This is a genomic window from Shimia abyssi (genome assembly GCF_003014475.1).
In the GTDB taxonomy this organism is placed as follows: domain Bacteria; phylum Pseudomonadota; class Alphaproteobacteria; order Rhodobacterales; family Rhodobacteraceae; genus Shimia; species Shimia abyssi.
Window position 1 is genome coordinate 100492 of the sequence record NZ_PYGJ01000006.1, and the last position, 26040, is coordinate 126531.

25 protein-coding genes are annotated in these 26040 nt (G+C 55.4%); 10 read left to right on the plus strand and 15 right to left on the minus strand.

The window, feature by feature from the left end:
* The first annotated feature begins 8 nt into the window (after window positions 1-8).
* The 4 genes from CLV88_RS11725 to CLV88_RS11740 all read left to right on the plus strand — a co-directional run bounded on the left by CLV88_RS11725 (window position 9) and on the right by CLV88_RS11740 (window position 4068).
* On the plus strand, window positions 9-554 hold the full coding sequence (locus CLV88_RS11725; protein WP_106608589.1) for a GNAT family N-acetyltransferase: 546 nt from the start codon (window positions 9-11) through the stop codon (window positions 552-554).
* A 64-nt stretch (window positions 555-618) separates the two neighbouring features.
* Window positions 619-1656: a GTPase ObgE gene (gene obgE, locus CLV88_RS11730; RefSeq protein ID WP_106608590.1), complete on the plus strand. Its 1038-nt coding sequence runs from the start codon at window positions 619-621 to the stop codon at window positions 1654-1656.
* Window positions 1644-2750, plus strand: a complete 1107-nt coding sequence (proB, locus tag CLV88_RS11735) for a glutamate 5-kinase (RefSeq protein ID WP_106608591.1) — start codon at window positions 1644-1646, stop codon at window positions 2748-2750. The genes obgE and proB overlap by 13 nt, the downstream gene beginning before the upstream one ends.
* Window positions 2751-2802: 52 nt before the next feature.
* Window positions 2803-4068 carry a glutamate-5-semialdehyde dehydrogenase gene (locus CLV88_RS11740; RefSeq protein WP_106608592.1) on the plus strand — a complete coding sequence of 422 codons (1266 nt, stop codon included), beginning with the start codon at window positions 2803-2805 and terminating at the stop codon, window positions 4066-4068.
* A gap of 50 nt (window positions 4069-4118) precedes the next feature.
* On the opposite strand, the gene CLV88_RS11745 is transcribed toward CLV88_RS11740, so the two are convergent.
* Window positions 4119-4727 carry a histidine phosphotransferase family protein gene (locus tag CLV88_RS11745; protein ID WP_243403646.1) on the minus strand — a complete coding sequence of 203 codons (609 nt, stop codon included), beginning with the start codon at window positions 4725-4727 and terminating at the stop codon, window positions 4119-4121.
* A gap of 29 nt (window positions 4728-4756) precedes the next feature.
* Between CLV88_RS11745 and CLV88_RS11750 the strand changes: the two genes are divergently transcribed.
* From CLV88_RS11750 to tsf, 5 genes are all read left to right on the plus strand, one after another.
* Entirely contained in the window at window positions 4757-4939 is a 183-nt protein-coding gene (locus tag CLV88_RS11750) for a DUF3553 domain-containing protein (protein ID WP_106608675.1), read from the plus strand.
* A 133-nt stretch (window positions 4940-5072) separates the two neighbouring features.
* Window positions 5073-5852, plus strand: coding sequence for an L-ornithine N(alpha)-acyltransferase (gene olsB / locus CLV88_RS11755; protein WP_106608594.1), 780 nt, complete (start codon window positions 5073-5075; stop codon window positions 5850-5852).
* Window positions 5849-6679 carry a lyso-ornithine lipid O-acyltransferase gene (gene olsA, locus CLV88_RS11760; RefSeq protein WP_243403647.1) on the plus strand — a complete coding sequence of 277 codons (831 nt, stop codon included), beginning with the start codon at window positions 5849-5851 and terminating at the stop codon, window positions 6677-6679. The genes olsB and olsA overlap by 4 nt, the downstream gene beginning before the upstream one ends.
* A gap of 216 nt (window positions 6680-6895) precedes the next feature.
* A complete protein-coding gene (rpsB, locus tag CLV88_RS11765) occupies window positions 6896-7687 on the plus strand; it encodes a 30S ribosomal protein S2 (RefSeq protein ID WP_106608596.1) in 792 nt (263 codons plus the stop codon).
* A 65-nt stretch (window positions 7688-7752) separates the two neighbouring features.
* Window positions 7753-8628 carry a translation elongation factor Ts gene (gene tsf, locus CLV88_RS11770; RefSeq protein ID WP_106608597.1) on the plus strand — a complete coding sequence of 292 codons (876 nt, stop codon included), beginning with the start codon at window positions 7753-7755 and terminating at the stop codon, window positions 8626-8628.
* A 394-nt stretch (window positions 8629-9022) separates the two neighbouring features.
* Here the strand turns inward: tsf and CLV88_RS11775 are convergent, their stop codons facing one another.
* From CLV88_RS11775 to CLV88_RS11840, 14 genes are all read right to left on the minus strand, one after another.
* Complete coding sequence (locus tag CLV88_RS11775; RefSeq protein WP_243403648.1) at window positions 9023-9754, minus strand: LuxR family transcriptional regulator; 732 nt, start codon at window positions 9752-9754, stop codon at window positions 9023-9025.
* Between the two features lie 423 nt (window positions 9755-10177).
* Window positions 10178-12841: an AsmA family protein gene (locus CLV88_RS11780; RefSeq protein WP_106608599.1), complete on the minus strand. Its 2664-nt coding sequence runs from the start codon at window positions 12839-12841 to the stop codon at window positions 10178-10180.
* A 319-nt stretch (window positions 12842-13160) separates the two neighbouring features.
* Window positions 13161-14552 carry a metal-dependent hydrolase family protein gene (locus tag CLV88_RS11785; RefSeq protein WP_106608600.1) on the minus strand — a complete coding sequence of 464 codons (1392 nt, stop codon included), beginning with the start codon at window positions 14550-14552 and terminating at the stop codon, window positions 13161-13163.
* Window positions 14549-14875 (minus strand): hypothetical protein, encoded by a 327-nt coding sequence (locus CLV88_RS11790; RefSeq protein ID WP_207797053.1) that lies wholly within the window; start codon window positions 14873-14875, stop codon window positions 14549-14551. Before CLV88_RS11790 ends, CLV88_RS11785 begins: the two co-directional genes overlap by 4 nt.
* 625 nt (window positions 14876-15500) lie before the next feature.
* Window positions 15501-16190, minus strand: a complete 690-nt coding sequence (gene phoB, locus CLV88_RS11795) for a phosphate regulon transcriptional regulator PhoB (RefSeq protein WP_106608676.1) — start codon at window positions 16188-16190, stop codon at window positions 15501-15503.
* A 28-nt stretch (window positions 16191-16218) separates the two neighbouring features.
* On the minus strand, window positions 16219-16917 hold the full coding sequence (gene phoU / locus CLV88_RS11800) for a phosphate signaling complex protein PhoU (RefSeq protein ID WP_106608601.1): 699 nt from the start codon (window positions 16915-16917) through the stop codon (window positions 16219-16221).
* Window positions 16918-16931: 14 nt separating this feature from the next.
* Window positions 16932-17732 (minus strand): phosphate ABC transporter ATP-binding protein PstB, encoded by an 801-nt coding sequence (gene pstB / locus CLV88_RS11805; protein WP_106608602.1) that lies wholly within the window; start codon window positions 17730-17732, stop codon window positions 16932-16934.
* A gap of 17 nt (window positions 17733-17749) precedes the next feature.
* Complete coding sequence (gene pstA, locus CLV88_RS11810; RefSeq protein ID WP_106608603.1) at window positions 17750-19105, minus strand: phosphate ABC transporter permease PstA; 1356 nt, start codon at window positions 19103-19105, stop codon at window positions 17750-17752.
* Window positions 19102-20574, minus strand: coding sequence for a phosphate ABC transporter permease subunit PstC (pstC, locus tag CLV88_RS11815; protein ID WP_106608604.1), 1473 nt, complete (start codon window positions 20572-20574; stop codon window positions 19102-19104). The genes pstA and pstC overlap by 4 nt, the downstream gene beginning before the upstream one ends.
* A gap of 106 nt (window positions 20575-20680) precedes the next feature.
* Window positions 20681-21718, minus strand: a complete 1038-nt coding sequence (locus CLV88_RS11820) for a substrate-binding domain-containing protein (protein ID WP_106608605.1) — start codon at window positions 21716-21718, stop codon at window positions 20681-20683.
* A 129-nt stretch (window positions 21719-21847) separates the two neighbouring features.
* Window positions 21848-22891, minus strand: coding sequence for an ATP-binding protein (locus CLV88_RS11825; protein WP_106608677.1), 1044 nt, complete (start codon window positions 22889-22891; stop codon window positions 21848-21850).
* 111 nt (window positions 22892-23002) lie between these two features.
* Entirely contained in the window at window positions 23003-23533 is a 531-nt protein-coding gene (locus CLV88_RS11830; protein ID WP_106608606.1) for a gamma carbonic anhydrase family protein, read from the minus strand.
* Entirely contained in the window at window positions 23530-24171 is a 642-nt protein-coding gene (gene gmk, locus CLV88_RS11835) for a guanylate kinase (protein WP_106608607.1), read from the minus strand. The genes CLV88_RS11830 and gmk overlap by 4 nt, the downstream gene beginning before the upstream one ends.
* A 3-nt stretch (window positions 24172-24174) precedes the next feature.
* Window positions 24175-25065, minus strand: a complete 891-nt coding sequence (locus tag CLV88_RS11840) for a YicC/YloC family endoribonuclease (RefSeq protein ID WP_106608608.1) — start codon at window positions 25063-25065, stop codon at window positions 24175-24177.
* Window positions 25066-25291: 226 nt separating this feature from the next.
* Between CLV88_RS11840 and CLV88_RS11845 the strand changes: the two genes are divergently transcribed.
* Window positions 25292-25930: a PAS domain-containing protein gene (locus CLV88_RS11845; RefSeq protein ID WP_165798873.1), complete on the plus strand. Its 639-nt coding sequence runs from the start codon at window positions 25292-25294 to the stop codon at window positions 25928-25930.
* Window positions 25931-26040: the final 110 nt, after the last annotated feature.

The following is a 26040-nucleotide window of genomic DNA, read 5'->3' on the forward strand; positions in this document are numbered from 1 at the left end:
GGACACGCATGAAACTGGATATGATCGTGAACCAGCCGATAATTGAAACGGAACGCTTTGTTCTGCGTCCGCTGCGTCGCTCTGACCAAGGATTAATCGAATTCTATGCAGGCCAAGAGGAGCTGGCCCGCATGACATCGTCGATTCCGCACCCACTGCCACCTGGCGCGATTGAGGCATTCATAGCCCGCGTGCAGGCAGAAAACCGGGACGAAGACGTCTGGGCGATGGATGGCAGCATCGAGGGCCAGCCGGAAATCATGGGCCTTATCGGCCTGAAACGCCTTGAGGGCGGCGTCAGCGAAGTCAGCTATTGGGTTGGCAAAGCGTTCTGGAACACAGGGCTTGCTTCAAACGCCGTACGCGCGTTGATCGACGCCAATCCGCTGAACAACCGCGCACTCTTTGCCAGTGTTTTGCAGGACAACCCGGCTTCGGCCCGTGTACTGACAAATTGCGGTTTTCAGTATCTAGGGGACGCCGAAAGCTTCTCGGTGGCGCGCGATGCAACTGTGCCCACCTGGACCTATACGCTCAACTTGGGCGGAAAATGAATTGAGCCGCCGGACGTGCCGCGTTATCACGCGGCACGCGAGCGCTGAAAAGGATGTATGAGCTATGAAATTTCTCGACCTTGCAAAGGTCTACATCCGTTCGGGCGGTGGTGGTGGCGGCTGCGTGTCCTTTCGCCGTGAAAAATACATTGAATATGGTGGACCCGATGGCGGGGATGGCGGCAATGGCGGCTCGGTCTGGGCCGAGGCTGTTGACGGCCTGAATACGCTGATCGACTTTCGCTATCAGCAACATTTCTTTGCCAAAAGCGGTCAGCCCGGTCGTGGTCAACAGCGTACCGGCGCCAGTGGCGACGACATTGTGCTGCGCGTCGCCGTAGGCACTGAAATTCTCGACGAAGATCAGGAAACCGTAATTGCCGACCTGACCGAAGTTGGCCAGCGCGTGTTGTTGGCCAAGGGCGGCAATGGCGGCTTTGGCAACCTGCATTTTAAATCATCGACCAACCAGGCCCCGCGCCGGGCCAACCCCGGTCAGGAAGGTGTCGAGCGTACCATTTGGCTGCGGCTCAAGCTGATCGCGGACGTAGGACTGTTGGGAATGCCAAACGCTGGCAAATCCACCTTCCTTGCGGCCACGTCAAATGCGCGTCCCAAGATTGCCGATTACCCGTTTACGACGCTGCACCCCAATCTCGGAGTTGTTGGTGTCGATGGCGTGGAATTTGTCGTCGCGGACATTCCCGGCCTGATCGAAGGTGCGTCCGAGGGCAGGGGGCTTGGTGACCTGTTTCTGGGGCACGTGGAACGCTGCGCGGTGCTTCTGCATCTGGTTGACGGCACCTCTGGCACACTGCTGGAGGACTACGCCACAATCGTGCGTGAAATTCAGAACTACGCCGAAATCCTTGCTGAGAAACCGCGTGTTACCGTGCTCAACAAGATCGATTCTCTGGACGCCGAAGAACGCACCTTCCTAAAGGAAGAGCTGGAGGCCGTGACCGGCCACCCTGTTCTGCTGATGTCCGGGGCCTCGACAGAGGGCACCGTGGACGTGCTGCGCGCCCTGCGTCGTGAAATTGACGAAGATCGCCTGCGTTATCAAATCACCGACGAGGAGGACGAGGCGTGGCAACCCTAAAAGGGGCAAAGCGCGTTGTGATCAAAATCGGGTCGGCCTTGTTGGTCGACCGGACCAGTGGCGATTTGCGTCGTGACTGGCTGATGGCGCTGGCCGCAGATGTGGCTATGCTCAAGTCGCGCGGTACTGATGTGGTATTGGTCTCTTCCGGCTCGATCGCGCTGGGGCGTGGTGTTCTGGGCTTGCCGCTCAATGATTTACCGCTGGAGCAATCTCAGGCGGCGGCCGCTGTGGGTCAGATCCGCCTTGCGCGCGCCTATGAAGAGGTTCTGGCGCCGCACGACATAAAGACCGCACAGGTTCTTGTCACATTGGAGGACAGCGCCAATCGCCGCCGTTACCTCAATTCACGCGCCACGCTTGAGGCGCTGATCGGCTTTGGCGTAGTGCCCATCGTGAACGAAAACGACACTGTCGCGACGGATGAAATCCGCTATGGAGACAACGATCGGCTTGCTGCCCAAGTTGCGCTGACCACAGGCGCTGACCGCCTGATCCTGCTCTCGGATGTTGATGGATTTTACACTGACAACCCCATGACCAACCCCGACGCGCATCGCTATGACGTCATCGACACAATCACACCCGATATTGAAGCCATGGCGGGCGAGGGCACAAGCGGCCTCTCCAAAGGGGGTATGATCACCAAGCTGTTCGCAGCCAAATCCGCCACCGCTGGCGGTTGCGCCATGGCCATCACCGAAGGCAGCGTCCTGCGCCCGCTTTCTGCACTGGAAAACGGGGCAAATGCCACGTGGTTCACCGCGCACGGCACGCCGCAACAGGCGCGCAAACGCTGGATCAGCTCGATGAAGCCCAAGGGCGAGATCACGGTTGATCCAGGGGCCGCCCGTGCGCTCAGCAAGGGCAACAGCCTGCTCAGCGCCGGAGTGCGGGGCGTGTCCGGCATCTTTCTGCGCGGTGATCCGGTGGCCATTCTGGACCCGGACGGGCATAAGCTGGGGCAGGGGCTCTCCGCCTATTCCGCTGACGAGGCCCGCGCGATCAAAGGGTGCCACTCCTCCAGCATCGAAGACATTCTGGGACATCCGGGGCGCACAGCTCTCATTCATCGCGATGATATGGCGCTCTGACAGTCATCTTGCTAAAATCTGAAAACCACCTCCAACTCAAAGGACTGACCCGATGAAAGACATCGCAGATATCCCCGCCCTGATGGCAGACATTGGCGCGAATGCCAAAGCCGCAAGCGCAGAGTTGGGGTTTGCCCCGGCAGAGACTAAGACACTTGCCTTGAACGCAGCCGCCGATGCCGTCTGGGCACGCCGCGCCGAGATCATCGCCGCCAATGCCAAGGATATGGAATTTGGCCGCGACAAGGGGTTGTCTGACGCAATGATGGACCGCCTGATGCTGGACGAAGCGCGAATACAGGGTATCGTTGATGGCCTTCGCGCTGTTGCAGATCAGGATGATCCTGTTGGCGAAGTGATCACTGAATGGGATCGCCCCACCGGCCTCAATATTAAACGCGTGCGCACCCCGCTGGGTGTGATTGGCGTGATCTACGAAAGCCGCCCCAACGTGACGGCAGATGCGGGTGCGCTGTGTCTGAAATCCGGTAATGCGGTGATCCTGCGTGGCGGCTCAGAGAGCTTTCATTCCTCCAGCGCCATTCATGCCTGTTTTGTCGAAGGTCTCAAAGCTGCCGGGTTGCCAGAAACATCTGTGCAACTGATCCCCACGCGCGACCGTGCGGCGGTTCAGGAACTTTTGACCATGGTCGACACCGTGGATGTGATCGTGCCCCGCGGTGGTAAAGGCTTGGTTGGCCTTGTCCAAAGCGAAGCGCGCGTGCCGGTTTTCGCCCATCTTGAGGGTATCGTGCATATTTATGTCGACGCCGAGGCCGACCCGCAAAAGGCGCTGGATGTAATCCTCAATGCAAAAACCCGGCGCACTGGAATTTGCGGCGCGGCGGAATGTTTGTTGATCCATGAAAGCCTTATCGACACGCTGGGGCGCGCGGTGATTGGCGCGCTAATCGACACAGGTGTGACCGTTCACGCAGATGAGCGTTTGCAATTTATCGAAGGCACGATTCCAGCCACTTCAGAGGATTGGGGCAAAGAATACCTCGACATGGATATCGCCGCCCGCGTGGTCAGTGATGTCGACGGTGCGATCGCTCATATCCGTGAATTTGGCTCCAACCACACCGACTGTATCCTGACCGATAATGACGATACCGCCGCGCGGTTCTTTCAGCGTCTGGACAGCGCAATCCTCATGCGCAACGCCTCAACCCAGTTTGCCGACGGCGGTGAATTTGGCATGGGCGCCGAGATCGGGATCGCCACCGGAAAAATGCACGCCCGCGGCCCAGTCGGCGCGGCTCAGTTGACCAGCTTCAAATATCTGGTCGAAGGCAACGGCACTACTCGTAGCTAAGAAAAACATTAAGAAAATCCGACAACGATTTGTTTTCATTGTCGGATTTTTTAAGAAAGTTTCTGTAGACGCAAAGTAAGCTGATCGTCCCGGCTGTCAAACGAGATCTTGTAACCCGTTTCTTGCGCAACAAGCGGCAATAACCCGAATTGCACATGCGCAGGCGTAATGTCAGCTGGCGCACGCAGCACAGACAGCGGCTCCCACAAGGTGGGTTCCACACGTATCTTATGCGCGCGCCCATCCAGAACCCACTCTCCCGCGCTGTTGCGAACGGTCAGTGTTCCGCCATAGGTTAACGCGGTTTCGGCGCAGAGAATGGCCAGAAAAACCATACGCAGCACCGGGCGATTGACGTCTCCGTTCTCTGTCCATTCTGTTTGAAACCGCGCACCCTTGGACATTGCCGACAGAACTGAGCGTATCTCGGATGCCCCTACCATCTGGCCTTCTCCCGGCGCGCCAAAGGCAATTCGGAAAAACCGAATGCGCGCATTGGCATTTTCAACACTTTCCGAAATCAGCTCCAGCTCTGGCCCATTTGATGCCCCGGTCATTCCCATAAGCTCAAGACCATTGCCAATGGCCCCAACCGGGCTGATCAGATCATGACAAATGCGCGACCCTACCAATGCGGCGAATTCCGTACTATTGGTCACGTAACGACCCTCCAGCAACAGGTAAGGCAATGGATGATTTGAACTCATTTCTGGAACCGGGCATGCTCGTAAAGCATCCAGACCAAGATGACTGGGGCATTGGCCAGGTGCAATCCAATATCGGTGGCAAGGTGACGGTGAATTTTCGCGAGGCTGGCAAAGTAGTCATTGATGGGACCCGTGTGATGTTATTTCCGGTCAGTGAGCTGTAAAGAGATTAATATTTCGTGCACACGTCTTTAGGTTGTTCTTGACCAAAAGGTCAAGCAATTCGACTTGAGTGCGCAGTTGCCTTTACCGCTTTCCCTGTTAAAAGGCCCACACTTGACAAACCCGGCGGATCGCATGACCAGACCCGAGCCAGACTTCCAACTGAAACTCGTTGAAACCGAGGTCGAATTGCAAGCGGCACAGCGTCTGCGATATAGGGTATTTGTCGAGGAACTTGGCGGCTCCGGGGCCTTGGTGGATCACGATACCCGACTGGAACGTGACCGCTTTGACCCGTTTTTTGACCACCTTATCCTGATCGACAACGCACTGGACGTAGCCAAAATTGACCGTGTGGTCGGGGTATACAGATTGTTGCGTCAGGAACCAGCCAATCGCGCCGGACAGTTCTATTCCGAAGACGAGTATGACCTCACCGTGCTCAAGACCAGTGGGCGCAAGCTGTTGGAATTGGGCCGTTCCTGTTTGGACAAAGACTATCGCGGCGGAGCGGCCATGTTCCACCTCTGGAATGGTCTTGCAGATTATGTGGCTGATCACGAGATCGAAGTTCTGTTCGGTGTGGCCAGTTTTCACGGCACTGACATTGACGCACTGGCGCAACCTCTCTCGCTGCTGCATTCACGCCACCTTGCGCCAAGCGATCTGCGGGTGCGTGCTCAGGACACGCACTTCCAGCGCATGGACTTGGTCCCAGAGCCGGACATCGACAGGCGTGCCGCAATGCTGCAAGTGCCTGCATTGATCAAAGCATACCTGCGCTTGGGTGGATTTGTGGGCGAGGGCGCGTATATTGACAGACCGTTCAATACTACCGACGTCTGCCTGATCATGGACACCCAGCGGATGAACGCCAAGAACAAGGCACTCTATACCAAGGGTCGTGCGTTGTGAGCCTGCCGTGGGATGCACCAGAACTCTACCCTGAGATGCCCAAAATCACTGCCGTGGGCTGGGTGCGCGTGGTATTGCGTGGCCTTACCCTCGCCACGTTGGTCTTTGGTTGCCTGGGGATTCTGCTGCTGGTGCGTCTGATCGAACGGCCTCTGTTTGGCGTACAACGTCCATGGACGCCCTTCATCACCCAATTTGTCTGTCGCAACGCATTTCGCATTATGGGCTTTGGCTTTTCCAGCACGGGCACATTGATGACCGAACGCGGCGCGGTCGTGGCTAATCACTCGTCATGGCTGGACATCTTTGCGCTGAATGCGCGCAAACGCATCTATTTTGTCAGCAAAGCCGAGGTGGCCAACTGGCCCGGCATCGGTTGGCTGGCCCGCGCCACCGGAACGGTGTTTATCAAGCGAGACCCAAAAGAAGCCCGCACCCAAAAAACCGTGTTCGAAGAGCGTCTGCTGGCCGGGCACAAGCTGTTATTTTTTCCCGAAGGCACCAGCACCGATTCCACCCGCGTGCTGCCCTTTAAGCCAACTCTCTTTGCGGCTTTTTTTGCGCCTGAATTACGCGACAAACTAAATGTTCAACCCGTCACAGTGATCTACCACGCACCCAAACATCAGGATAAACGGTTTTACGGCTGGTGGGGTGACATGGATTTTGGCCGGCATCTGTTGCACGTTCTGGCCGCGTCCAGACAGGGCAGGGTGGTGCTGACCTACCATACCCCCGTGGCCGTGCGCGACTTTGAAAACCGCAAGGCGCTGGCCGCATATTGCGAACATGTGGTGCGCGAGCCGATGCTGGAACACATAGGTTAAGTCGGCGCCTGATCGGCCGTTGAAGCAATATGCATCAGCAGGCGCATTAGACGCTTGCACATGTAAACCCTTTCTACTATACGCGCGCCATTCAAACCCGCAGGCGGGGTTTGGGCTTGGGCAGGGGAGACATCCCTGTCGGTCCGCCGGTTGTCCCGAATTCATTCGGGATCACTCAGCTCCGCCAAGGCGTAAACCGGAAAAGGAAATACAAGCATGGCTCTTCCTGAGTTCTCCATGCGCCAGCTGCTGGAAGCAGGCGTACACTTTGGTCACCAGACACAGCGTTGGAACCCTCGCATGGGTCCGTTCATCTACGGATCGCGCAACGGCATCCACATCATGGACCTGACACAGACCGTTCCAATGCTGGACGCGGCTCTGAACGCTGTTCGTGAAACCGTCGCAAAGGGCGGCCGTGTTCTGTTCGTTGGTACCAAGCGTCAGGCCGCAGGCCCGATCGCAGACGCTGCCGAAAAATCGGCGCAGTACTACATGAACCACCGCTGGTTGGGCGGCACGCTCACCAACTGGAAAACCGTTTCGCAATCCATCAACCGTCTGAAAGAGATCGACGAAAAGATGGAAGGCGGCGCAGAAGGCCTGACCAAGAAAGAGCGTCTGGGCATGGAACGTGACCAGACCAAACTTCAGGCTTCGCTGGGCGGTATCCGTGACATGGGCGGCGTTCCTGACCTGATCTTTGTTATCGACGTCAAAAAAGAAGCACTGGCCGTTGCCGAAGCCAACAAGCTGGGTATCCCGGTTGTGGCCGTGGTTGACACCAACTGCTCGCCTGATGGTGTTGATTACATCATCCCCGGAAACGACGACGCCGCTCGTGCGATCTCGCTGTTCTGCGACCTGATGGCGCGCGCTGCTCTGGACGGCATGACCGCTCAGATGGGTGCTGCCGGTGTTGATCTGGGTGCTTTTGAAGAAGCACCAGTCGAAGAAGTTGTGGCCGAAGAAGCTGCACCTGCCGCCGACGCACCAGCAGAAGCGTAATAATTCTGATACGGGGGCAGGGTAGTCCCGCCCCCGGACCCAATTTTTTGACGAGGAGAGCCAAGATGGCGATCACAGCAGCTATGGTCAAAGAACTGCGCGAAATGACCGGCGCAGGCATGATGGATGCAAAAAAAGCCCTGACCGAAACAGATGGCGACCAGGAAGCAGCAATCGATTGGCTGCGCACCAAAGGTCTCGCCAAAGCCGCCAAGAAATCCGGCCGCATCGCAGCCGAAGGTCTCGTGGCCGTTAAAGTTGAAGGCAACAAGGGCGTTGCCGTAGAAGTGAACTCTGAAACCGACTTTGTTGGTAAAAACGCGGATTTCCAGGCGATGGTTGGCGGTATCGCTGACGTGGCCCTGACCGTGGCTGACACCGACGCGCTGTTGGTGGCTGACATGGGCGGTAAAACCGTTTCAGAAGTTGTCACCGACGCGGTTGCCACCATTGGCGAAAACATGTCCGTGCGCCGCATGGCCGTGGCCGAGGGCGACACTGTTGTGTCCTACGTCCACAACCCGGCCACCGCAGGCATGGGTAAAATCGGTGTTCTTGTGGCGCTGAAAGGCGGCGACGAAGCGTTTGGCAAGCAGGTTGCCATGCACATCGCAGCAGCCAACCCACAGGCACTGTCCGAAGAGGTTCTGGACCCAGCCATCGTCGAGAAAGAGCGTAACGTTCAGATCGAGATCGCGCGTGAATCCGGCAAGCCCGAGCAGGTGATCGAAAAGATGATCATCGGCCGCATGAAAAAGTTTCTCGCCGAAGTGACCCTGCTGGGTCAGGACTTCGTGATCAACCCTGACCTGACCGTTGAAGCAGCGGCAAAGGAAGCGGGCGCCGAAATCGTTGGCTACGTCCGCATGGAAGTTGGCGAAGGCATCGAGAAAAAAGAAGAAGATTTTGCAGCAGAAGTTGCAAAGGCAGCTCAAGGCTAATTTCTTTTTTGACGAAAGTTTGGGCCGTTCGTGAAAGATCACGAACGGCCTTTTCTTTTTTTAATCAAAGAATAAGAGCGCGCATTTCATGTAACTGATATTGCCGTCCAACAAAATAAACTGCGCCGCAATAAATGCGACGCCGCCCCTTTTTCGCGGCCTCCATTACATGGGGATGGGGGAGACCGAATAAAGGTGTCAGCTAACACACCAAAATAGGTGCGCGCTGACGTCCGGATTGATTACCGGTCAGCACCAAGAGCTCCTCTATAGCAGAGATAAGCACCGAATATGTTCCAAGGCCAAAGCCACCACTCACGGAACAACCCTAATATGCTAAAATTTACCCCAACATAACAAGTCGGGTTTACCATACTTTTGACGCTGATCTGCGTCAAGTGGTCGTATCGGATTGATATATCTGATGCATGAACGATGCTTTGAGAAGTGCTTGCGCCGTTGTTTCGACATTCATTGCATCACGGGCGAGTCGCAGGTGCTTTTCCACTGTTGCAGGTTTGCGACCGATCAATGTTGCAATATCTTGAATAGTCTTGCCATCGCCAACCCATTCCAGAACCTCTCGCTGCCGTTTGGTCAGCGCGCGCTCTGGGTAGGTATAGGGAAGGGAGTGTATCTTGAGATGAGCTATGTTGTTGATAAGCTCGATATCGCGCCCATCATAGCGCCAAATATCATCCACATCGGCTTGGCTCAACCCTGCGCGAGCCCCCAAAGAGATCGCTCCCTTGGTCCGCGACGACACCGCCGGAAAGCTGATCGTGTAACCGGCAACCAGCCCAAATTGACGGTTAACATCATACACTTTGCGCTGCATCGGTGTCAGGTTACCACGATCAACAGCGTTCTGCACGAGGCTCCAGCTTTGGGCGCCGGAATTGTCCAGTGTCCATTCCATCATCGGCCCGTGAAAATACAACCCGTCGCCCAAAAACCGATCAAGGTAGTCCCGTGGGTGATTGGAAAGAATGAAGAAATCCTCGACATCGCCAAGCGATTGCCCAACGCGAAAATTGGTATAGCCGTAGATGATCTTGTCAAACCCATATTCGCTCATGCGCAGAACATGCATGTCCCACAAAGCCTCAAGGCTAGAGACATTCATTATGGCTTCAATGTAATCAAGTGTGGTTTGCATACCCAACCAATAGTCAATTTTAGTGCGCGTTGCGATCGAGTAATCTCTGTGTCCGGTGGCTCTCAGTATCTGAAAGGTTAATTGACTGTCTACAACGGATTGAAGGTCTGAGAGTGCAATACTTTGGTCGTATGTCAGTATCCGTTAATTAACAATGACTATCCGCTTGTTGCGCGCCAAGTTCCGCTTCAAAGCGCACGGGCCAATCACATTTGGCCCGTAACTCGCCTCTGCGATTCCCAAAGTCAGCTCACCGTTTGCGCTTATCGTCGGCGTCAGCTCTATCGGGCATACGATTGCCACATGAATGCTTGCTACCGAATGCATCTTGATACAGCGCTCGCCGAGGGCAATTCAGGCAAAGCCATTCCGTTACGATTGCCGTTCAACTCACTGAAGTTGCAAAATGTCAGGAACGCAGAGCTGCCTTTCGGCAGGCATTTGGTCCGCACCATCTGACCGCTTAAGCCGCTTCGGCCCGTCTTTGACTTTGATCTTTGGGTCGGCCAGTGGCCCCTTTATTGTCGCCGGCCAAGGGCTCCTGGACAGCGGATCTCCAATTTTACGGGGCTGCAAGCTCAAGTCCAGTTCTTTGCTGGTCAAATTTACCTGTCCAAAAACAACTACTTGCACCTGATCGGTTTCCAGCGTGGTCGTTTTGGTTGAGATACTTCCGTTAGAGACACTAAACGGCGCACGCAAACATACGATGGGCGCAACTTTTTGTTTTTCTTTAGAAAAAACCCATGGCAATAGCCCCAGACCGGCTAGGTCGAGAAGTTGGGTTTCAATGGACCCATCATAGAGCGAAACCGTAACATCTCCCGCCATAGATCGCACAAAATCTTTGACGGTCTCCGTCCCGCCGGTAAGGTCGAAATCGGCATGAATTGTGCCGCTTGCGCCTTTTTGAAAGTTCAGGCTGTGCAAGATATCATCCAGTTGCCAGCCTCCCGCTTTGCCAGACAAGGCAAGACGATGTGCATCATCATTTAGGTCCATGTGCCCATTTACGTGGAAATGCCCGCCTCCGTACTCAAACTCCAAAGGTCCAACTCTTAGATCGCTTTCGTCCAGCGTAAGTTCGCTTTGTAAGCTGCTGATGCCTTTGGCACCTTCGATTTTGCGTAGGTCAACGCCGATATCCATGTTTAGGCCCGACAAGAGAACGGAACGTCCGATCGGTTTGAGTGACACATCGCGCAACGGGCCAGAGGTTTCGTCATTCTGGGCGTTTACGACTTCTTCAGGAGCTGTATCGCCCGTGTCCGAGTTCCCAAGATTTCTTAATTGCATTGCGGCCAGAATGATTGTGCGAATTTGTTCAATTTTGATCAAGTCGCTTTCGATGCTTCCCAACAACACAGGGTTGGTCGTGGCATCATCAAGGTCGGCGGAAAATTTAAGGGCTGAGTCAGCAACGGAAACGTCAGCGTCCGCATTCCAATCTGCCCCTTGACTGCGCAAATTGACCGCAAAACTGGCTGGCCCGGTTTGTACCGGCTCCAGCGACAGGGCTTGTAGAAGTTCGGCTCCAGAAGGCACGTTGACTTCAATTCCTAAATCTATGTCCTCAAACTTGAGAACGTTGCTCACCGTTCCATGAACATCGAGGCTCCAGATATCTGTTTCGCTTGTTTCACCGTCCAAATCGGTCAGGGAAAGCTGGTTGAGGTCTCCATTTATGTGGAAGACGCCCGAAAACTTTCCAAGTTGATCATCCGGCCCCAACAGCTCTGGCGAAATCAAACTGCTTGCCGGAATGTCCAATACACCCTCTGCCGAAATACCTTGTACCTGTAATGCGTCCTCGACGGATCCATTCAAAATGATGATCGGATTCGAGGGGACCCCGATACGCAGATTGACGTTGCCGACGCGCAAGGCTCCATTTGGTGTTCTGGATATCCCCGAAAATGCAATTGGTGGTGGTCCTTCGCCAGAGGTATCCAGGGTAAATCCATTGGTTTTTATGACCATTTGGCGCTGCGGGGTTTCCCCCGGTACGCTGTCGATCACCATATCAACAGCAATGAGTTTGAGATCCTTCCGTTTTTCAGTCGGTGCGGGTTCCGCATCTTCGGGATAAAGTCTGATGCGAGTCGCGAGTGAAACATCGGCCGGGTTTCCAAGCTCACCGATGTGCCCTGTCACAGCAAGGCTTTGACCTCCAGCCAGCTGAACGCCTACATCAACATCATCGATGCGCGCTACGTCGTCCTTGATCCTATAGGTTGCACTGATACTTCCAGTCCCCTCTAAAACGCGGTTCAGCTTCAGTACATTTTGCAACTGCCCAAGTTCGCCAATCTCAATCGCTGTCTTTACTTCCATTTCGCTGACTTCAGCGACTTGATTTGCGGCGATAGAGAAATGCTCAAACTCGACCAGCACCTGGAATGGGGCATCAGATGGAAAACGGCCCTGCACTTCGTAGGGTTCGCCATTCAATGATCCCGCTCCAAAAAAAGAAGCGTCTTGGCTGGCGTTTCCACTGTTCCCAGTCAGTTCCGAAAGTTTCAGATCCAAATCCAGACCGTTTATGGCATTTTGGTAAAGGACTGTTACGTCGGCCACATCAATTTTTTGATCTGAGAGTATTTTGCGGGTCATAGCCTCAGGTGTCTTGGAAGGGTTCGATGGGCCGCCCGTTTGTGGGGGCATTCCCTGCCAAGTGGATGTGCCATTCTCATCCGTAAGGAGATTGAGATGAACGCCAGACACTGTGAAGCCGCTGAGAGATAAGCGACCATTCCACAAGTTCTTGACTGAAACATCGAAATCCAATGTGTTTATGACAGCGAGGTCAACGCCATCCACTGCTGCGCTCGGAAGACGCAAGCTGCCCGCGGACACTGCAAGGTTTTTACCAATGCCTATTTGCACCCCATCTTCTATCAAAACCGGCTGGCCTAGGTTTTTGGCTATCAGGTTCTCAATGAAAGCTGTCCTCATGGATGAGAACAAGGCTGACGACAGGAGGAGCCAAGCAAAACAGACCAAGACTACGGCAACGATGCCCAATACTGCGAAACCTTTTGCCACGAGCCGCATGGGCCTCTCCCTTGTTTTCAGATGGTTGCAAAATCAGCCTAGATCAAATTTGTCTTTGGTTGTTTAAAATTCTGATCTCTCCGCATTTAGGTATTCTGCGACGCAATTTGACCGAGAGTTTTGCAGAGCGCGCTTGATCCTGATGCGGACGCCGCGCGGCTCATATTTTCGATCACCTGGAAATCATCCAATACCCCGTCGCCAAAACGAATGAGAGCGTATGCACAGATAAAGGTGGGGGCATCTGGAATGGAAAGTGCGAGTTAGATCGGTGGGTAAAGGAGATTCGGGGCGGGGATCGACCCGCCCCGAAAGCCGGTTAGCCCAGCGTGTTCTTGTAGAATTTGCCGTCTTTCATAATGACGCGGATGGTGTCGAAACCTTCTTCGCGGGGCTCTGCGTCAAACCACTTTGACTGGGCGCCCAGAACAGAAAGGTCTTCCAGTGGGTTTCCATCAACAATCAAGATATCGGCATAAGCTCCTGCTTCAATCACTCCCAGTTTTTCAGGATAAGGATTGCGTTGCCCCGTTAGCTGGGCCAACTCGCCCGCCGTCGAAGTTGCAGAAACCAGCATTGCATGATTACCGAACCAGTCGGCAAACTGATACTTTTCGAAATCGCGATGCGCGCGCCCCTGATCGATCGTTGACAGAACTGTATCAACGTTGTGCACGACTTTGGGCTTGTACTTCTTGACCAGCGCGATGAGATCTTTGCTTTGGTCCTGCGCAATTGTCAGTTTGTCGCCTGCCGGAGTGCCCTTTGCAAAGTTGGGATGTTCAAACAAGATCGGAGAGAAACCAGCGGTGTTGAGGGACCAGAATACTCCTTCATCGGCCATGCGTTTCACGGTTTCCTCGGTGACCATCTGGCCGTGTTCAATGACCTTCACGCCAGCATCCAAAGCCATTTGGACGGTCTCGTCCGTGTAAGCGTGTGTGAAGGCGTAAGTGTCATAAAATGCAGCGACCTCTACAGCTGCCTTGATCTCTTCCACACCGTAACCGATGGACCAAAGCGGGTCCAATTCTGAAGAGACGCCGCCGCCAACCGTGAGTTTAATCTGAGTGGCCCCATAGCTGAGGTTCCGTCGTGCAGCCGCTCTGATTTCGTCTACTCCATCTGCAACGACTGCAAGATTGAGTTGCTCTACCTGAGCGACTGGGCCGCCCTCAGCTCGAGCACGGGGGCTGCGCCAGTCGGTGTGACCGGATTGCGGACCGATGCATGCACCACTCGGATAAATCCGCGGACCGGCAAGGATACCCTGATCAATAAGTTTCTTCATTTCATCGCCTTGGCCACAGGCATCCCGAACCGTCGTGTAACCATCCATCAGATAGTCGCGCGCATTTGCGACCGCCATTGCTCCCACACCGTCCCAATTGGCGTACTCCGCACCGCCAAAGCTTGTGAACAGCCCAGTCAGGTTCAGGTGAACATGGCTGTCGATCAGCCCGGGCATCAGCGTGCGCCCACCGCCATCGATAACTGTCGCGCCGGGCGCGTCAATTGCGCCGATCGAAACTTGCTTGATCAGATTACCCTCGACCAGAACACTGGCGTTTTCGATACGGTCTTCGCTAATCCCGTCAAAAACATGCACATTGGTGAACAAGGTTTGAGCAGGGCCATCCTGCGCAAAGGACGCGGACACCGAGAGGGCAACAACGCTTACCGCCGTAAAAATTCTTTTATATACAATCATTTATTCTCCTCCTGTGGTTTCGAAAATCGCTGCGCGGTGCGCCGATTTTCTGTCACCCCATGCGACACTCGGTCGAGTGTGTTTTTGTAGATCACGCCGTCTTTCATGATCAGATCAAAGTCGTTTTTGTAGCCTGTCATGATCATCGCATCTTCGACCGGGTTACAATCGACCAGCAGAATGTCGGCATAAGTGCCTTCAGCAATCACGCCAAGTGGGCCAACGGGGTAGGGGATTATCCTACCCGACAGAGCCAGCAATTCAACGGCGTTCGAAGTTGCTTGCTTAAGTTCTTCGTGAGATGGCCCGCAAATTTTTTCCACACGATAAAGTCTACTAGATTTTCCGAGCCAACGCCGCGGCCGCATCTCCGGTTTACGAGGTTCACACAGGTCGACCCAAAGAAACCCAACGCCGTCACACAATCCCTGTTTGTCTAAGGGAAACACGCCACTTTCAGCGCCTCGAGGAATTTTCATGTCACGGTATCATCAGGTCTGACCGATGCGTTTTTGACCAGCATCTGGATTTCTCTGCCACATCGGGTGCTGTATTTTAGCCCGAACCAAATTATTCTGCGGGTCAGCGAAACGTTCGCGTTATTCTGGACAAAGACCTTGCGGCGCATCGAGACTCTCTTGCAGGGCTGAATGGCCTGATAAGGATCTACTTTTCAGTGCCGTACTTTGGCGCGAATGAGCTGTTCAGCCTTTGAGGTTACACCGGGTGACACTGAACACCAGTGCACCTAGCTAACCTCGGTGCAAAACGCAAAGGCTGGCCAGCTTTCGTTCTAAGCGTAAGGTATATTTAACATAATCATCATTATGCGTATTATGTACACGCAGCCAACAGGCAATACGCATTCATGCTTTTGTGTTGAATACCGCAAGGAGATTTGCGTTAAGATAAATGCATAATATTTTGTTTTATTTACCTAAAACAATTTCACCCCAGAGCATATCCTGCACCGCGCACGGTACGCAACGGATCGTCTCCGCCTTGCGAACACAACGCTTTGCGCAGTCGTCCAATATGAACATCCACTGTGCGGCTGTCGACATAGATGTCGCGGCCCCAGACACGATCCAGCAATTGCTCTCGGCTCCAGACCCGTCCGGGCTTTTCCATGAACGTTGTCAGCAACCGGAACTCTGTCGGGCCCAGTTTCAGTGGTTTGTCCTGACGGGTCACCCGATGGGTTTCAGCGTCCAGCAAGATATCCTGATACTCCAGCCGCTGCCCCACAGCAGCCGGGCGTACGCGGCGCAACTGGTTGCGCACACGCGCCATCAGTTCCATCACCGAATACGGTTTGACCACATAGTCATCCGCTCCGGTTTCAAGGCCCCTCACCCGGTCCACTTCTTCGCTGCGCGCCGACAGCATAATCACCGGAACACCCATTGTGGCGGTTCGGGTCTTCAGACGGCGACAGATCTCAATGCCCGATATACCCGGCAGCATCCAATCGAGCACAATCACATCGGGGTTCACTTCTTCGACCAGCAGCAGCGCCTCGTCGCCATCCGCCGCTGTCTCGACCGCAAACCCTTCGGCCTTCAGATTATAGGCCAGCACCTCGCGTTGTGCCGGTTCGTCCTCAACAACAAGAACAGTAGGAAGATCGTTGGCCATGGCCATCTTGCTCCGAAAAATGTCTGGATCAGTCGACTTCGTATTTGGTCGCCTTTGGGCGCGCCTCGTCCGGGAACTCGCCGGTGACAAGGTAAATCACCTGCTCAGCGATCGAGGTTACATGGTCGCCCATGCGCTCGGTATTCTTTGCAATGAAATGCAGGTGCATACACGGCGAGATGTGGCGCGGGTCTTCCATCATGAACGTCAGGAACTCACGGAAAAGCGCATTGTACATCTGATCAATTTCTTTGTCGCGCTCCAGTACATTCTGCGCAAGCTCCGCGTCACGCTGAATATAGGCGTCCAGCACGTCATTCAGCATCAGCTGCACTTCGCGCGCCATACGCCGCAACGCGCCGCGCGCGCCATCAACTGGCGTCATATGCACCAGAACCGTTGTGCGCTTGGCCATGTTCTTGGCATAGTCGCCAATCCGCTCAAGGTTGCCGGCAATTTTCATTACCGACAGGACCACCCGCAGATCCACCGCCGTCGGCGCGCGCAAGGCAAGTACCGTGGCACATTCGTCGTTGATCAACAGCTCAAGCTCATCAATTTGCTTGTCCGCGCTGCGTACCTGCTCGGCCAGCTCTTCGTCCTGATTTTTTAAGGACTTCGAGGCATCCAGAATGGCCGCCTCGACCAGTCCACCCATTTTCATGACCTGCGCCTGGATCGCCTCCAGGTCGCGGTCAAAGCCCGTAACGATATGTTGCTCGTTCATTGGTCCGTCTCCTGTTACCCGATCCGCCCGGTGATGTAGCTTTCTGTGCGCTCATCTTTCGGGTTGGTAAAAATTTGCGAGGTGTCGCCATATTCCACAAGGTTGCCCAGGTGGAAAAACGCTGTTTTCTGGCTCACCCGTGCGGCCTGTTGCATCGAGTGGGTCACGATCACCAACGCATATTGATGGCGCAGCTCGTCAATCAACTCTTCCACCTGTGCGGTAGCAATCGGGTCCAGCGCTGAACACGGCTCGTCCATCAACAGTACTTCTGGCTCGGTCGCAATCGCGCGCGCAATACACAGGCGCTGTTGTTGACCGCCCGACAACCCGGTGCCCGGCGCATGAAGCCGGTCTTTGACTTCGTTCCAGATCGCCCCGCGTCGCAGAGATTTCTCAACGATTTCATCAAGATCGGCCTTGTTCTTGGCCAGCCCGTGAATGCGTGGGCCATAGGCCACGTTGTCATAGATCGACTTGGGGAACGGGTTGGGTTTCTGAAACACCATCCCCACCTTGGCGCGCAACTGCACCGGGTCGACCTTCTTGTCACATATGTCTTCTCCATCCAAAAGGATGTCGCCTTCAACCCGGCAGATATCAATCGTGTCATTCATCCGATTGATACAACGTAGGAACGTCGACTTGCCACAGCCCGACGGGCCGATAAAGGCGGTGACTGATTTGTTTTCAATGTCGACATTCACGTCCTTGATGGCGTGGTTGTCCCCATAGAAAACCTGCACATTGCGTGCGGATATTTTGGTTTCTGTCTGGTCCACGGTGTCCCCCAGCGTGTTTGGTGCATCATACATGGATTACTGTCCTTGGTTTACCAGCGGCGTTCAAACCGGCGACGCAGGAAAACTGCGAGAGTGTTCATCGTTACGAGGAAGATCAAGAGAATGATGATCCCACCCCAGGCGCGTTCGTAATAGGCCGGGTCGGCGCGCTTGGCCCATTCATAAATCTGCGCCGGCATGGCCGAATTCGGGTCAAGCAGGCCACTGGCAATGCCGTCCGGTGCATTCGACGCGATATAACCTACCATCCCAATCAGCAGCAATGGCGCGGTTTCCCCAAGCGCCTGCGCCAGACCAATGATCGTGCCGGTCAGAATACCGGGCGCGGCCAGCGGCAGCACGTGGTGAAACACCGACTGCATTTTGGATGCCCCTACCCCCAACGCCGCGTCGCGGATCGACGGCGGCACGGATTTCAGCGAAGCGCGCGTCGAGATAATGATCGTTGGCAACGTCATCAGTGTCAGCACCAGACCACCCACCAATGGCGCGGATTGCGGCAGGTGGATGAACTGAATGAACACGGCCAGACCCAGAATACCAAACACAATCGACGGCACCGCGGCGAGGTTTGAAATGTTCACCTCAATCAGGTCAGTCCAACGGTTCTTTGGCGCAAACTCTTCCAGATAGATCGAGGCAGCCACCCCAATCGGCAACGCCAGAAACAGCACCACCAGCATCATGAAAAACGAGCCAATCATCGACACGCCGATCCCGGCTTGCTCGGCCCGGCTTTCAGAGGCATCCGCGCCAAAGATAAAGGCCGGGTTAAAGGTCTTTTTGAGAACTCCCGCCTCCATCAGACCGTCGACGATGTCGAGGTGTTCGGCATCAATATTCTTGTCCCGCGCCAAATCTTCCCGCTTCACGCGGTCCTTGAGGTAGCCATCCACCCGGCTTGAGGCGAGGAACTTGAAGTCCACCGTCTGACCAATCAGCGCCGGATTCTCGATCACTGAACTGCGCACCTGCGCCGCCGCCGAGGCCGAAATCAACGCCTTCATGTCCTTGGACTTTTTCAGCGGCGTCTCGATACCGGCATCTTCAACCGCCTTGAGAACGGCGTTTTGGATCAACGGGTTATAGCCAAAGGTCGACACCTTCTTGATGTCGTCAATGTTGCGCTCGCCCTTTTTGTCCAGCTTGGCCGGATCCAGATAGACCGGCACCTTGATAAAGGTCTGTTGAAACGCACCCGCGCCGCTGGTGATGATCGCATAAAGCAGTACCATCAGAAACAGGATCCCCGTCGCGATAGCAACAACCCCATAGGCGCGAAACCGTTTTTCGGCGGTGTTGCGTTTTTTGGTGCGCGCATCAACCGAAGTCAGCGAGCCGTGGCGCGATTTTGCACCACCATTAGGAAGGCTTGCATCGGTCATTCGTACTGCTCCCGGTATTTGCGAACGATATAAAGGGCAAAGACATTCAGGCCCAAAGTGATAACAAACAGGCTGATCCCCAGCGCAAAGGCGACCAGCGCCTCAGGTGAGGCAAAGTCACTGTCGCCGGTCAACTGGCTGACGATCTTGGCGGTCACGGTGGTCATGGCCTCAAACGGGTTCAGCGACAGGCGCGCGGCGGCCCCTGCCCCCATAACCACGATCATTGTCTCACCAATCGCGCGGCTCGCGGCCAGCAGGATGGCCCCCACAATGCCCGGCAGTGCGGCGGGCAGGATCACCTGTTTGATGGTTTCCGACTGTGTCGCACCCAAACCGTACGATCCGTCGCGCATCGCTTGCGGGACGGCGTTAATGATGTCATCCGAAAGGGAGCTTACAAACGGGATCAGCATGATCCCCATGGCGATCCCGGCGGTCATCACCGCACGCCCGCCACTCATCCAGCCCAGCCCGTCCTGACCAAACACCGACACCAACATCGGCCCAATCGTCAACAACGCGAACAGACCGTAAACGATGGTCGGGATCCCAGCGAGGATTTCCAAGAGTGGCTTGGCTATGCCACGCACGCGGGGCGTGGCATATTCAGACAGGTAGATCGCGGCAAACAGCCCCAGCGGAACCGCCACCAACAGGGCAATGAACGAGATATACAACGTACCCCAAAGCAGCGGCAGAATGCCCAGCTGCGATGTCCCACCCCGGCCCGAAAAGGACGGTGCCCATTCCAACAGCGTAAAGAAATCAAGCGCCGGATAGAGCCGAAAGAACTCGGCCGTGTTGAATATCAGCGACAGCACAATGCCAATCGTGGTCAAAATGGCCACCGACGCGGCCGCAATCAATAGCGCCAGAATGCCCTGCTCAACTGCGTTGCGCGCCTTGTACTCTTTGTCACTCTGACGCACTGCCATCGCGGCAGCGCCCAGTGCAATGGCAATGACCAACACCGTCATAACCCAGTTGGCAGTCGCGCTCATCGCGCTAAACGCTTGTGCGGCCTGAAGAATGGTTTGCGTGATCTCGGCCGTCACAACCTGTCCCGCCTCTTTCAGGCGTTCGCTGATCATCGCCGGATCCGCCTCCGGATCCCGCGCCAGCCCCGCCTCAAGCGCTCCCGAGGCAACTGCGTTTTCAAGACCAGATGCAGCGCGGCGCACTTCGGCCATCACAAGGCCAACCGAAGACCCTTCCTTGATCTCGCTTTGCGGGATCATACCCGCCACGCGACTTTCCAGAACGATGGGTTGAGCGATCAACCAGACCGCCATCAATCCAAATGCGGGGACCACCACTTTCATGGCCACATTCCAGCCGTAGTAATTCGGCAGAGAATGCAACTGACGCGCTTCACCCGCTGCACTGCTCAGCGCGCGGGTCCGTCCAAACAGAAAGCCGACAACACAAATCGCCAGCACAATCATACAAAGCCAGAAAACGGACATCGGTCCCCCAGAGATTTCTCGACGCATCAAGAGTGAAAAAAGAGGCGGCAACAAGCGCCGCCTCTGATCTTGTCAGCCGATCCCGATCAGGATCGTGCAGTTGGGCTTAGCTATCGCCGCCCATGATTTTTTCGTCCGCAATTGCGTCCTGTGTCTCGACCAGAGCGGGGTCAGATACCAGACCGTACTCAGCCAGCGGGCCATCGGGGCCTGCGATCTCGTCTGCCACAAAGAACTCAGCATATTCTTTCAGACCGGGGATCACACCGATATGCGCTTTCTTGACGTAAAAGAACAATGGGCGCGACACTGGGTATTCACCGGTCGAAATGGTTTCGGTGGTGGGTTCAACACCTGCCATCGTTGCCACTTTCAGCTTGTCGGTGTTGTTCTCGTAAAATGCGAGGCCAAACACGCCGATGCCGTTTGCATTCGCGTCGATCGACGCCAGCGTCTCGGTGTAGTCGCCATCGATGTCTACGGCGCGACCGTCAGACATTACTGCCAGACATGCGTCTTCCGCGTCGTCTTCGGACATACCGCCCGCGATCATGGCTTCCATGGCGCCAGTGGCCTCACAGCCCGCTGCAACAACTTTCTCTTCAAACACTTCACGTGTGCCGTGCTTGGTGCCGGGGATAAACGCGAGAATGTCTTCGCTTGGCAGGTCAGAGTTAAAATCGGACCATTTTTTGTGAGGGTTGTCGACCAGCTTGCCGTCAACCATCACCTTGGGCGCCAGCGCATTAAAGATGTCAGACTGCGTAAAGGCGTTATAGGCCGGGCCTTCGTACTGGCTGGCAAATACGATGCCATCATAACCGATGCGGACTTCGATAATTTCGGTCACGCCATTTTCGGCACAGGCCTTGATCTCTTTTTCGCGGATCTTGCGCGATGCGTTTGCAACGTCTGTGTGCTCGGTGCCGACACCTTGGCAAAAGCGCTTAAGGCCAGCGGATGAGCCGCCCGATTCAACAACCGGTGTTGGGAAATCAAAGTTTTCGCCAAACGCTTCGGCAACGATCGAGGCATAAGGCAGAACGGTCGAAGACCCAGCAACCTGAACCTGGTCGCGAGCAGCAGCAGAGGTGGCGGCAACGGCAGCAATGGCCAGAGCGGAAGCGGTCAGTTTGACGGACATATGTAATTCTCCATTTTATCCTGACTGCTGTTTAGCAGTCTTGGAGCGTGACCTAAGTCGTGCTGGCTAAGCTTTTGTGACAGGTATGTAACGCTTTTATGACAACGCTGGACCGAGACACAAATTCCGTCACTTTTTTGGCAAAACCACCTGAAAACTGCTGCCTTTACCCAGCTCACTTGTGATCGACATACGCCCACGGTGGCGATTCACGATGTGTTTCACAATCGCAAGGCCCAACCCCGTACCGCCCATCTCGCGTGAGCGGTGGGAATCGATTCTGTAAAAACGCTCTGTCAGGCGCGGAATATGCACCGGATCAATGCCCGGCCCATTATCCGCAACGCTCACCACTACCGCGGGACCACGCAACGCACTGTCCCGGTGCACCTCCGTAAGTGTCACTTTGACATCCGTGCCCTGCCCGCCATATTTCACCGCGTTCTCGGCAAGGTTTGTGAACACTTGGGTCAACTGATCGGCATCCGCCGGAATGTGCACCGCCTCGTCCGGCCCGCTCAGCAACAGCCGACATCCCGCCTCTTCTGCCAAGGGCGTCAGGTTACGCACAACCGAATTCAGCAATCCTCCAATATCCACCTGATCCGTGGGCCGCAGGCGCGAATTTTCTTCCACTTTGCTTAGCGACAACAAATCCCCAACAAGCCGGTTCATTCGGCTGGCCTCGCCCGCCATCGTTGCCAGAAACCGCGTTTGTGCCTCCGGGTCATTACGCGCAGGCCCTTGAATGGTCTCAATAAACCCAAGTATCGCCGTCAGCGGCGTACGCAGCTCGTGACTGACATTGGCAACAAAATCGCGGCGTATTTGGTCCAGCTGGCGCAACTCGGTTACATCACGGAAACACACCAGCACACCGCGCCCCATTCCACCGTCGACATAGCCACAGGTCACATCAAACCGATGCTCCTGTGGGCCTTCGCTCTGATAATAAACAGCCCGCTGTCTTGCCCGCGTCTCCAGACAGTTTTCCACGGCTGTGTTCAGACCCGGCTGGCGAAACACCAGGATAAACGGCAAATCCTGACGTGCACGCGGCTGCAAAGACACCGCCCGTTCATTCGCGCCTCGAACACGTCCATCAACGCCAACAAACACGGCAGGCAACGGAATCGCATCCAGATAAGAATTATCAAAACCGTCTTGTGTCATCATACTGTCTTTTCCTCAGGACCGATCACCGCCGACTCATTATTCGGACACAAATCCTGCCGACGTGACAGTTTCATGAAGACATCACACGTCTGCGCCAATAATCACCGATCAATAGGTAGTTACCGGCTGCATTCCATTGGCAAACCGCGCCGCGTTTTCCTGATAATGTCGCGCACTACGGCGCAGGCCGCCGATTGCCGACTCATCCAAGGTGCGCACCACTTTGCCCGGTGCGCCCATCACAAGACTCCCATCGGGGATTTCCTTGTTCTCGGTGATCAACGCCCCTGCCCCGATAAGACAGTTTTTGCCAATCTTGGCCCCGTTCAGAATGATCGCGCCAATCCCGATCAAAGTGTTCTCGCCAATCGTACAGCCATGAAGCATCGCCTTATGCCCAATCGTGCACCCCGGCGCGATGGTCAGCGGACAGCCCGGATCGGTGTGCATCACCGTATTTTCCTGAACATTAGTGCCGGCACCAATCACGATCGCCTCGTTATCCCCGCGCAGCGTGCACCCAAACCATACTGAGCTTTTGTCTTCCAGCACCACATTCCCAATCACATTGGCATCCGGCGCAATCCACGCGGTATCGGCAACTTTGGGACTGATATTGTCCAGTGCATAAACGGTCATTGCATGTCCTCAAACTCAGCTTGCAGTTTTCGCACGTGATCCACCAGCGCGGGCTGTTGAATACGGCGCAAACGGGTGGCGGTGACGATAGAGATCAGATCAGCCTCAGTGGTGTCCAGATCATCGTTGATCAACACATGGTCATAACTGCCCCAATGGCTAATCTCGTCCCAGCTTTTCTGCATCCGTTTGGTAATCACCTCTTCGCTGTCCTGCGCACGGCTAACCAGACGTCGGTGCAGCTCGGTGATCGACGGCGGCAGAATAAAGATCGACAAAGTATGCTGCCCCAGATCCGAATTACGGACCTGCTGTGCGCCCTGCCAGTCAATGTCAAACAACACGTCCTGCCCGCCCTCAATGGCCGATTTCACCGGCCCCTTAGGGGATCCATAGAAATTCCCAAACACGTGTGCGTGTTCCAGCATATCGCCGTTGGTCACGTCACGTTTGAAATCCGTCTCGCTCATGAACCGGTAATCCTGCCCGTCCACCTCACCGGGACGGGGGGGGCGCGTCGTGGCAGACACTGAAAACGCGATTGTCGGATCCCAGGCGCGCAACTGCTTGGACAACGTCGACTTTCCAGCACCCGAAGGCGAAGACAAAATGATCAAAAGGCCACGTCTTGATGTCATGATTTATTCCACGTTCTGAACTTGTTCGCGCATTTGATCGATCACCGTCTTGAGGTCCAGCCCGATCCGAGTCAGCGCGACAGATTGCGCCTTGGAACACAGCGTATTGGCCTCGCGGTTGAACTCCTGCATCAGAAAATCCAGCTTGCGCCCCACAGGGCTGCCCTTGGCCAACAGCTCTCTGACGGCCTCAACATGGGCGCGCAGCCGGTCCAGCTCTTCGGTGACATCCGCCTTGACCGCAAGGATTGCCAGCTCCTGTGCCACCCGCGCCTCATCTGCGCCATCTGTGTTCTCCATCACCCGCGCCAGATTTGCTCGCAACGTCTCTGCCGCCTCGGCGCGCCGCGCCTCTGCCGCCGTCGTTGCCGCCGCCGTCAGGCGCTCAATCTCGCTCAACTGGTCGCTCAGCACAGCCTCCAGCGCTTTGCCCTCGGTCTGGCGCATGTCCACAAAGGCGCTTAGCAACTCCGGCAATTGCGCCGTCAACGCCGCGCGCAACGCCGGGATGTCCTGCTCCTCAGAGGCCGTTTCCATAACTCCGCGAAATCCCAGAATATCCACGCTGCGCGATGCCGACAGGGCAATCCCCTGCTCTGCCGCCAATGTTTCGGCCTCGTTCAATGCATTGAGCACCGAGGTCAGCTGGACCTTGTTCAACGCCAACGTGCCCTGGCTCTCGTCGCGTTGCACCCGCAACCCAAGGCTGACCGACCCACGATTCAGCGCCTGACCAATCCCGGTACGAACGGCCGGTTCCAACCCCTCGATCCAGTCGGGCACTCGTAGGCGGATATCCAGCCCCTTGGCATTGACCCCGCGCATATCCCAAGTCCAGCTATAGGCGTCGTGCGCACCCTTAAGCGCGGCAAATCCGGTCATCGAGTTCAGCATGACGCCTCTCCTACTTCAAATTCTGTCAGTATCTAGGGGGTTTTACACAGCAAGAGCAAGCAAACCGCGCGGCCATAACACCGATGAGTTAACCAATTGAGGCGTATTTTCTCCCATTTTGGGGAAAATTTGTCATATTAACGAGGTGGTAAGAAAGATGGTCCAAAGGTTAAGACGCCGGTAGAGACCGTTTTTTGGGGATGTATAAACGGTAAGGGTGAGTGGTGTGGCCATTTTACGGGGAAACAAATCAAATATTACGGACCTGCGCAGCCATCCTGTGCTGGGTGAGGTGCAGGCCTATTGGGACGCATTACGCGACAACGGCAAACTGCCCTATCGTTCCGATGTAGACCCGCGCGGCATTCAACGGGCGCTGAAACACTCCTTTATACTGGAACAAATCGCGCCGGGCATGGCCAAATTCCGCGTGGCCGGACAAACCCTGTCGGACCTGATGGGTATGGAAATGCGCGGAATGCCGGTGTCCGCCCTGATATCCACTGAAACCCGTGAGGCGTTCCGCCGGTCGCTCAAAGACGTCTTCGAAGGCCCCGCGACAGCCAGCCTGCGCCTGCGTGCCGATGGGCAATTTGGCCGTCCGGGGCTGGACGCCCAGATGCTCTTGTTACCCTTGCGGGGTGACAACGGCACCGTGACCCGCGCGCTTGGCGCGATCGTGGTCGAAGGGCACGTTGGGCGCGGTCCGGCAAAACTTGATATGACAGGCAGCTTCCTGCGTCAGATCGACAGCGGCGAAGAAAAGCGGACATTGACGCCAAAAGCGCCTGAAGCAGCAGCAATTGTCCCCGTCACCAAACCAACCCGGCATCCACATCTACGGTTGGTCGTGACGGACGGATAACACTCAGAAGGGTGTAATCACCGGCAGATAGGAGAACCGATCTGTCAAAGAAAAGGCGGGGCCCACTGGACATGGCACCCCGCCTTTTTTGTTTTTTAAGAGCAGCTTAT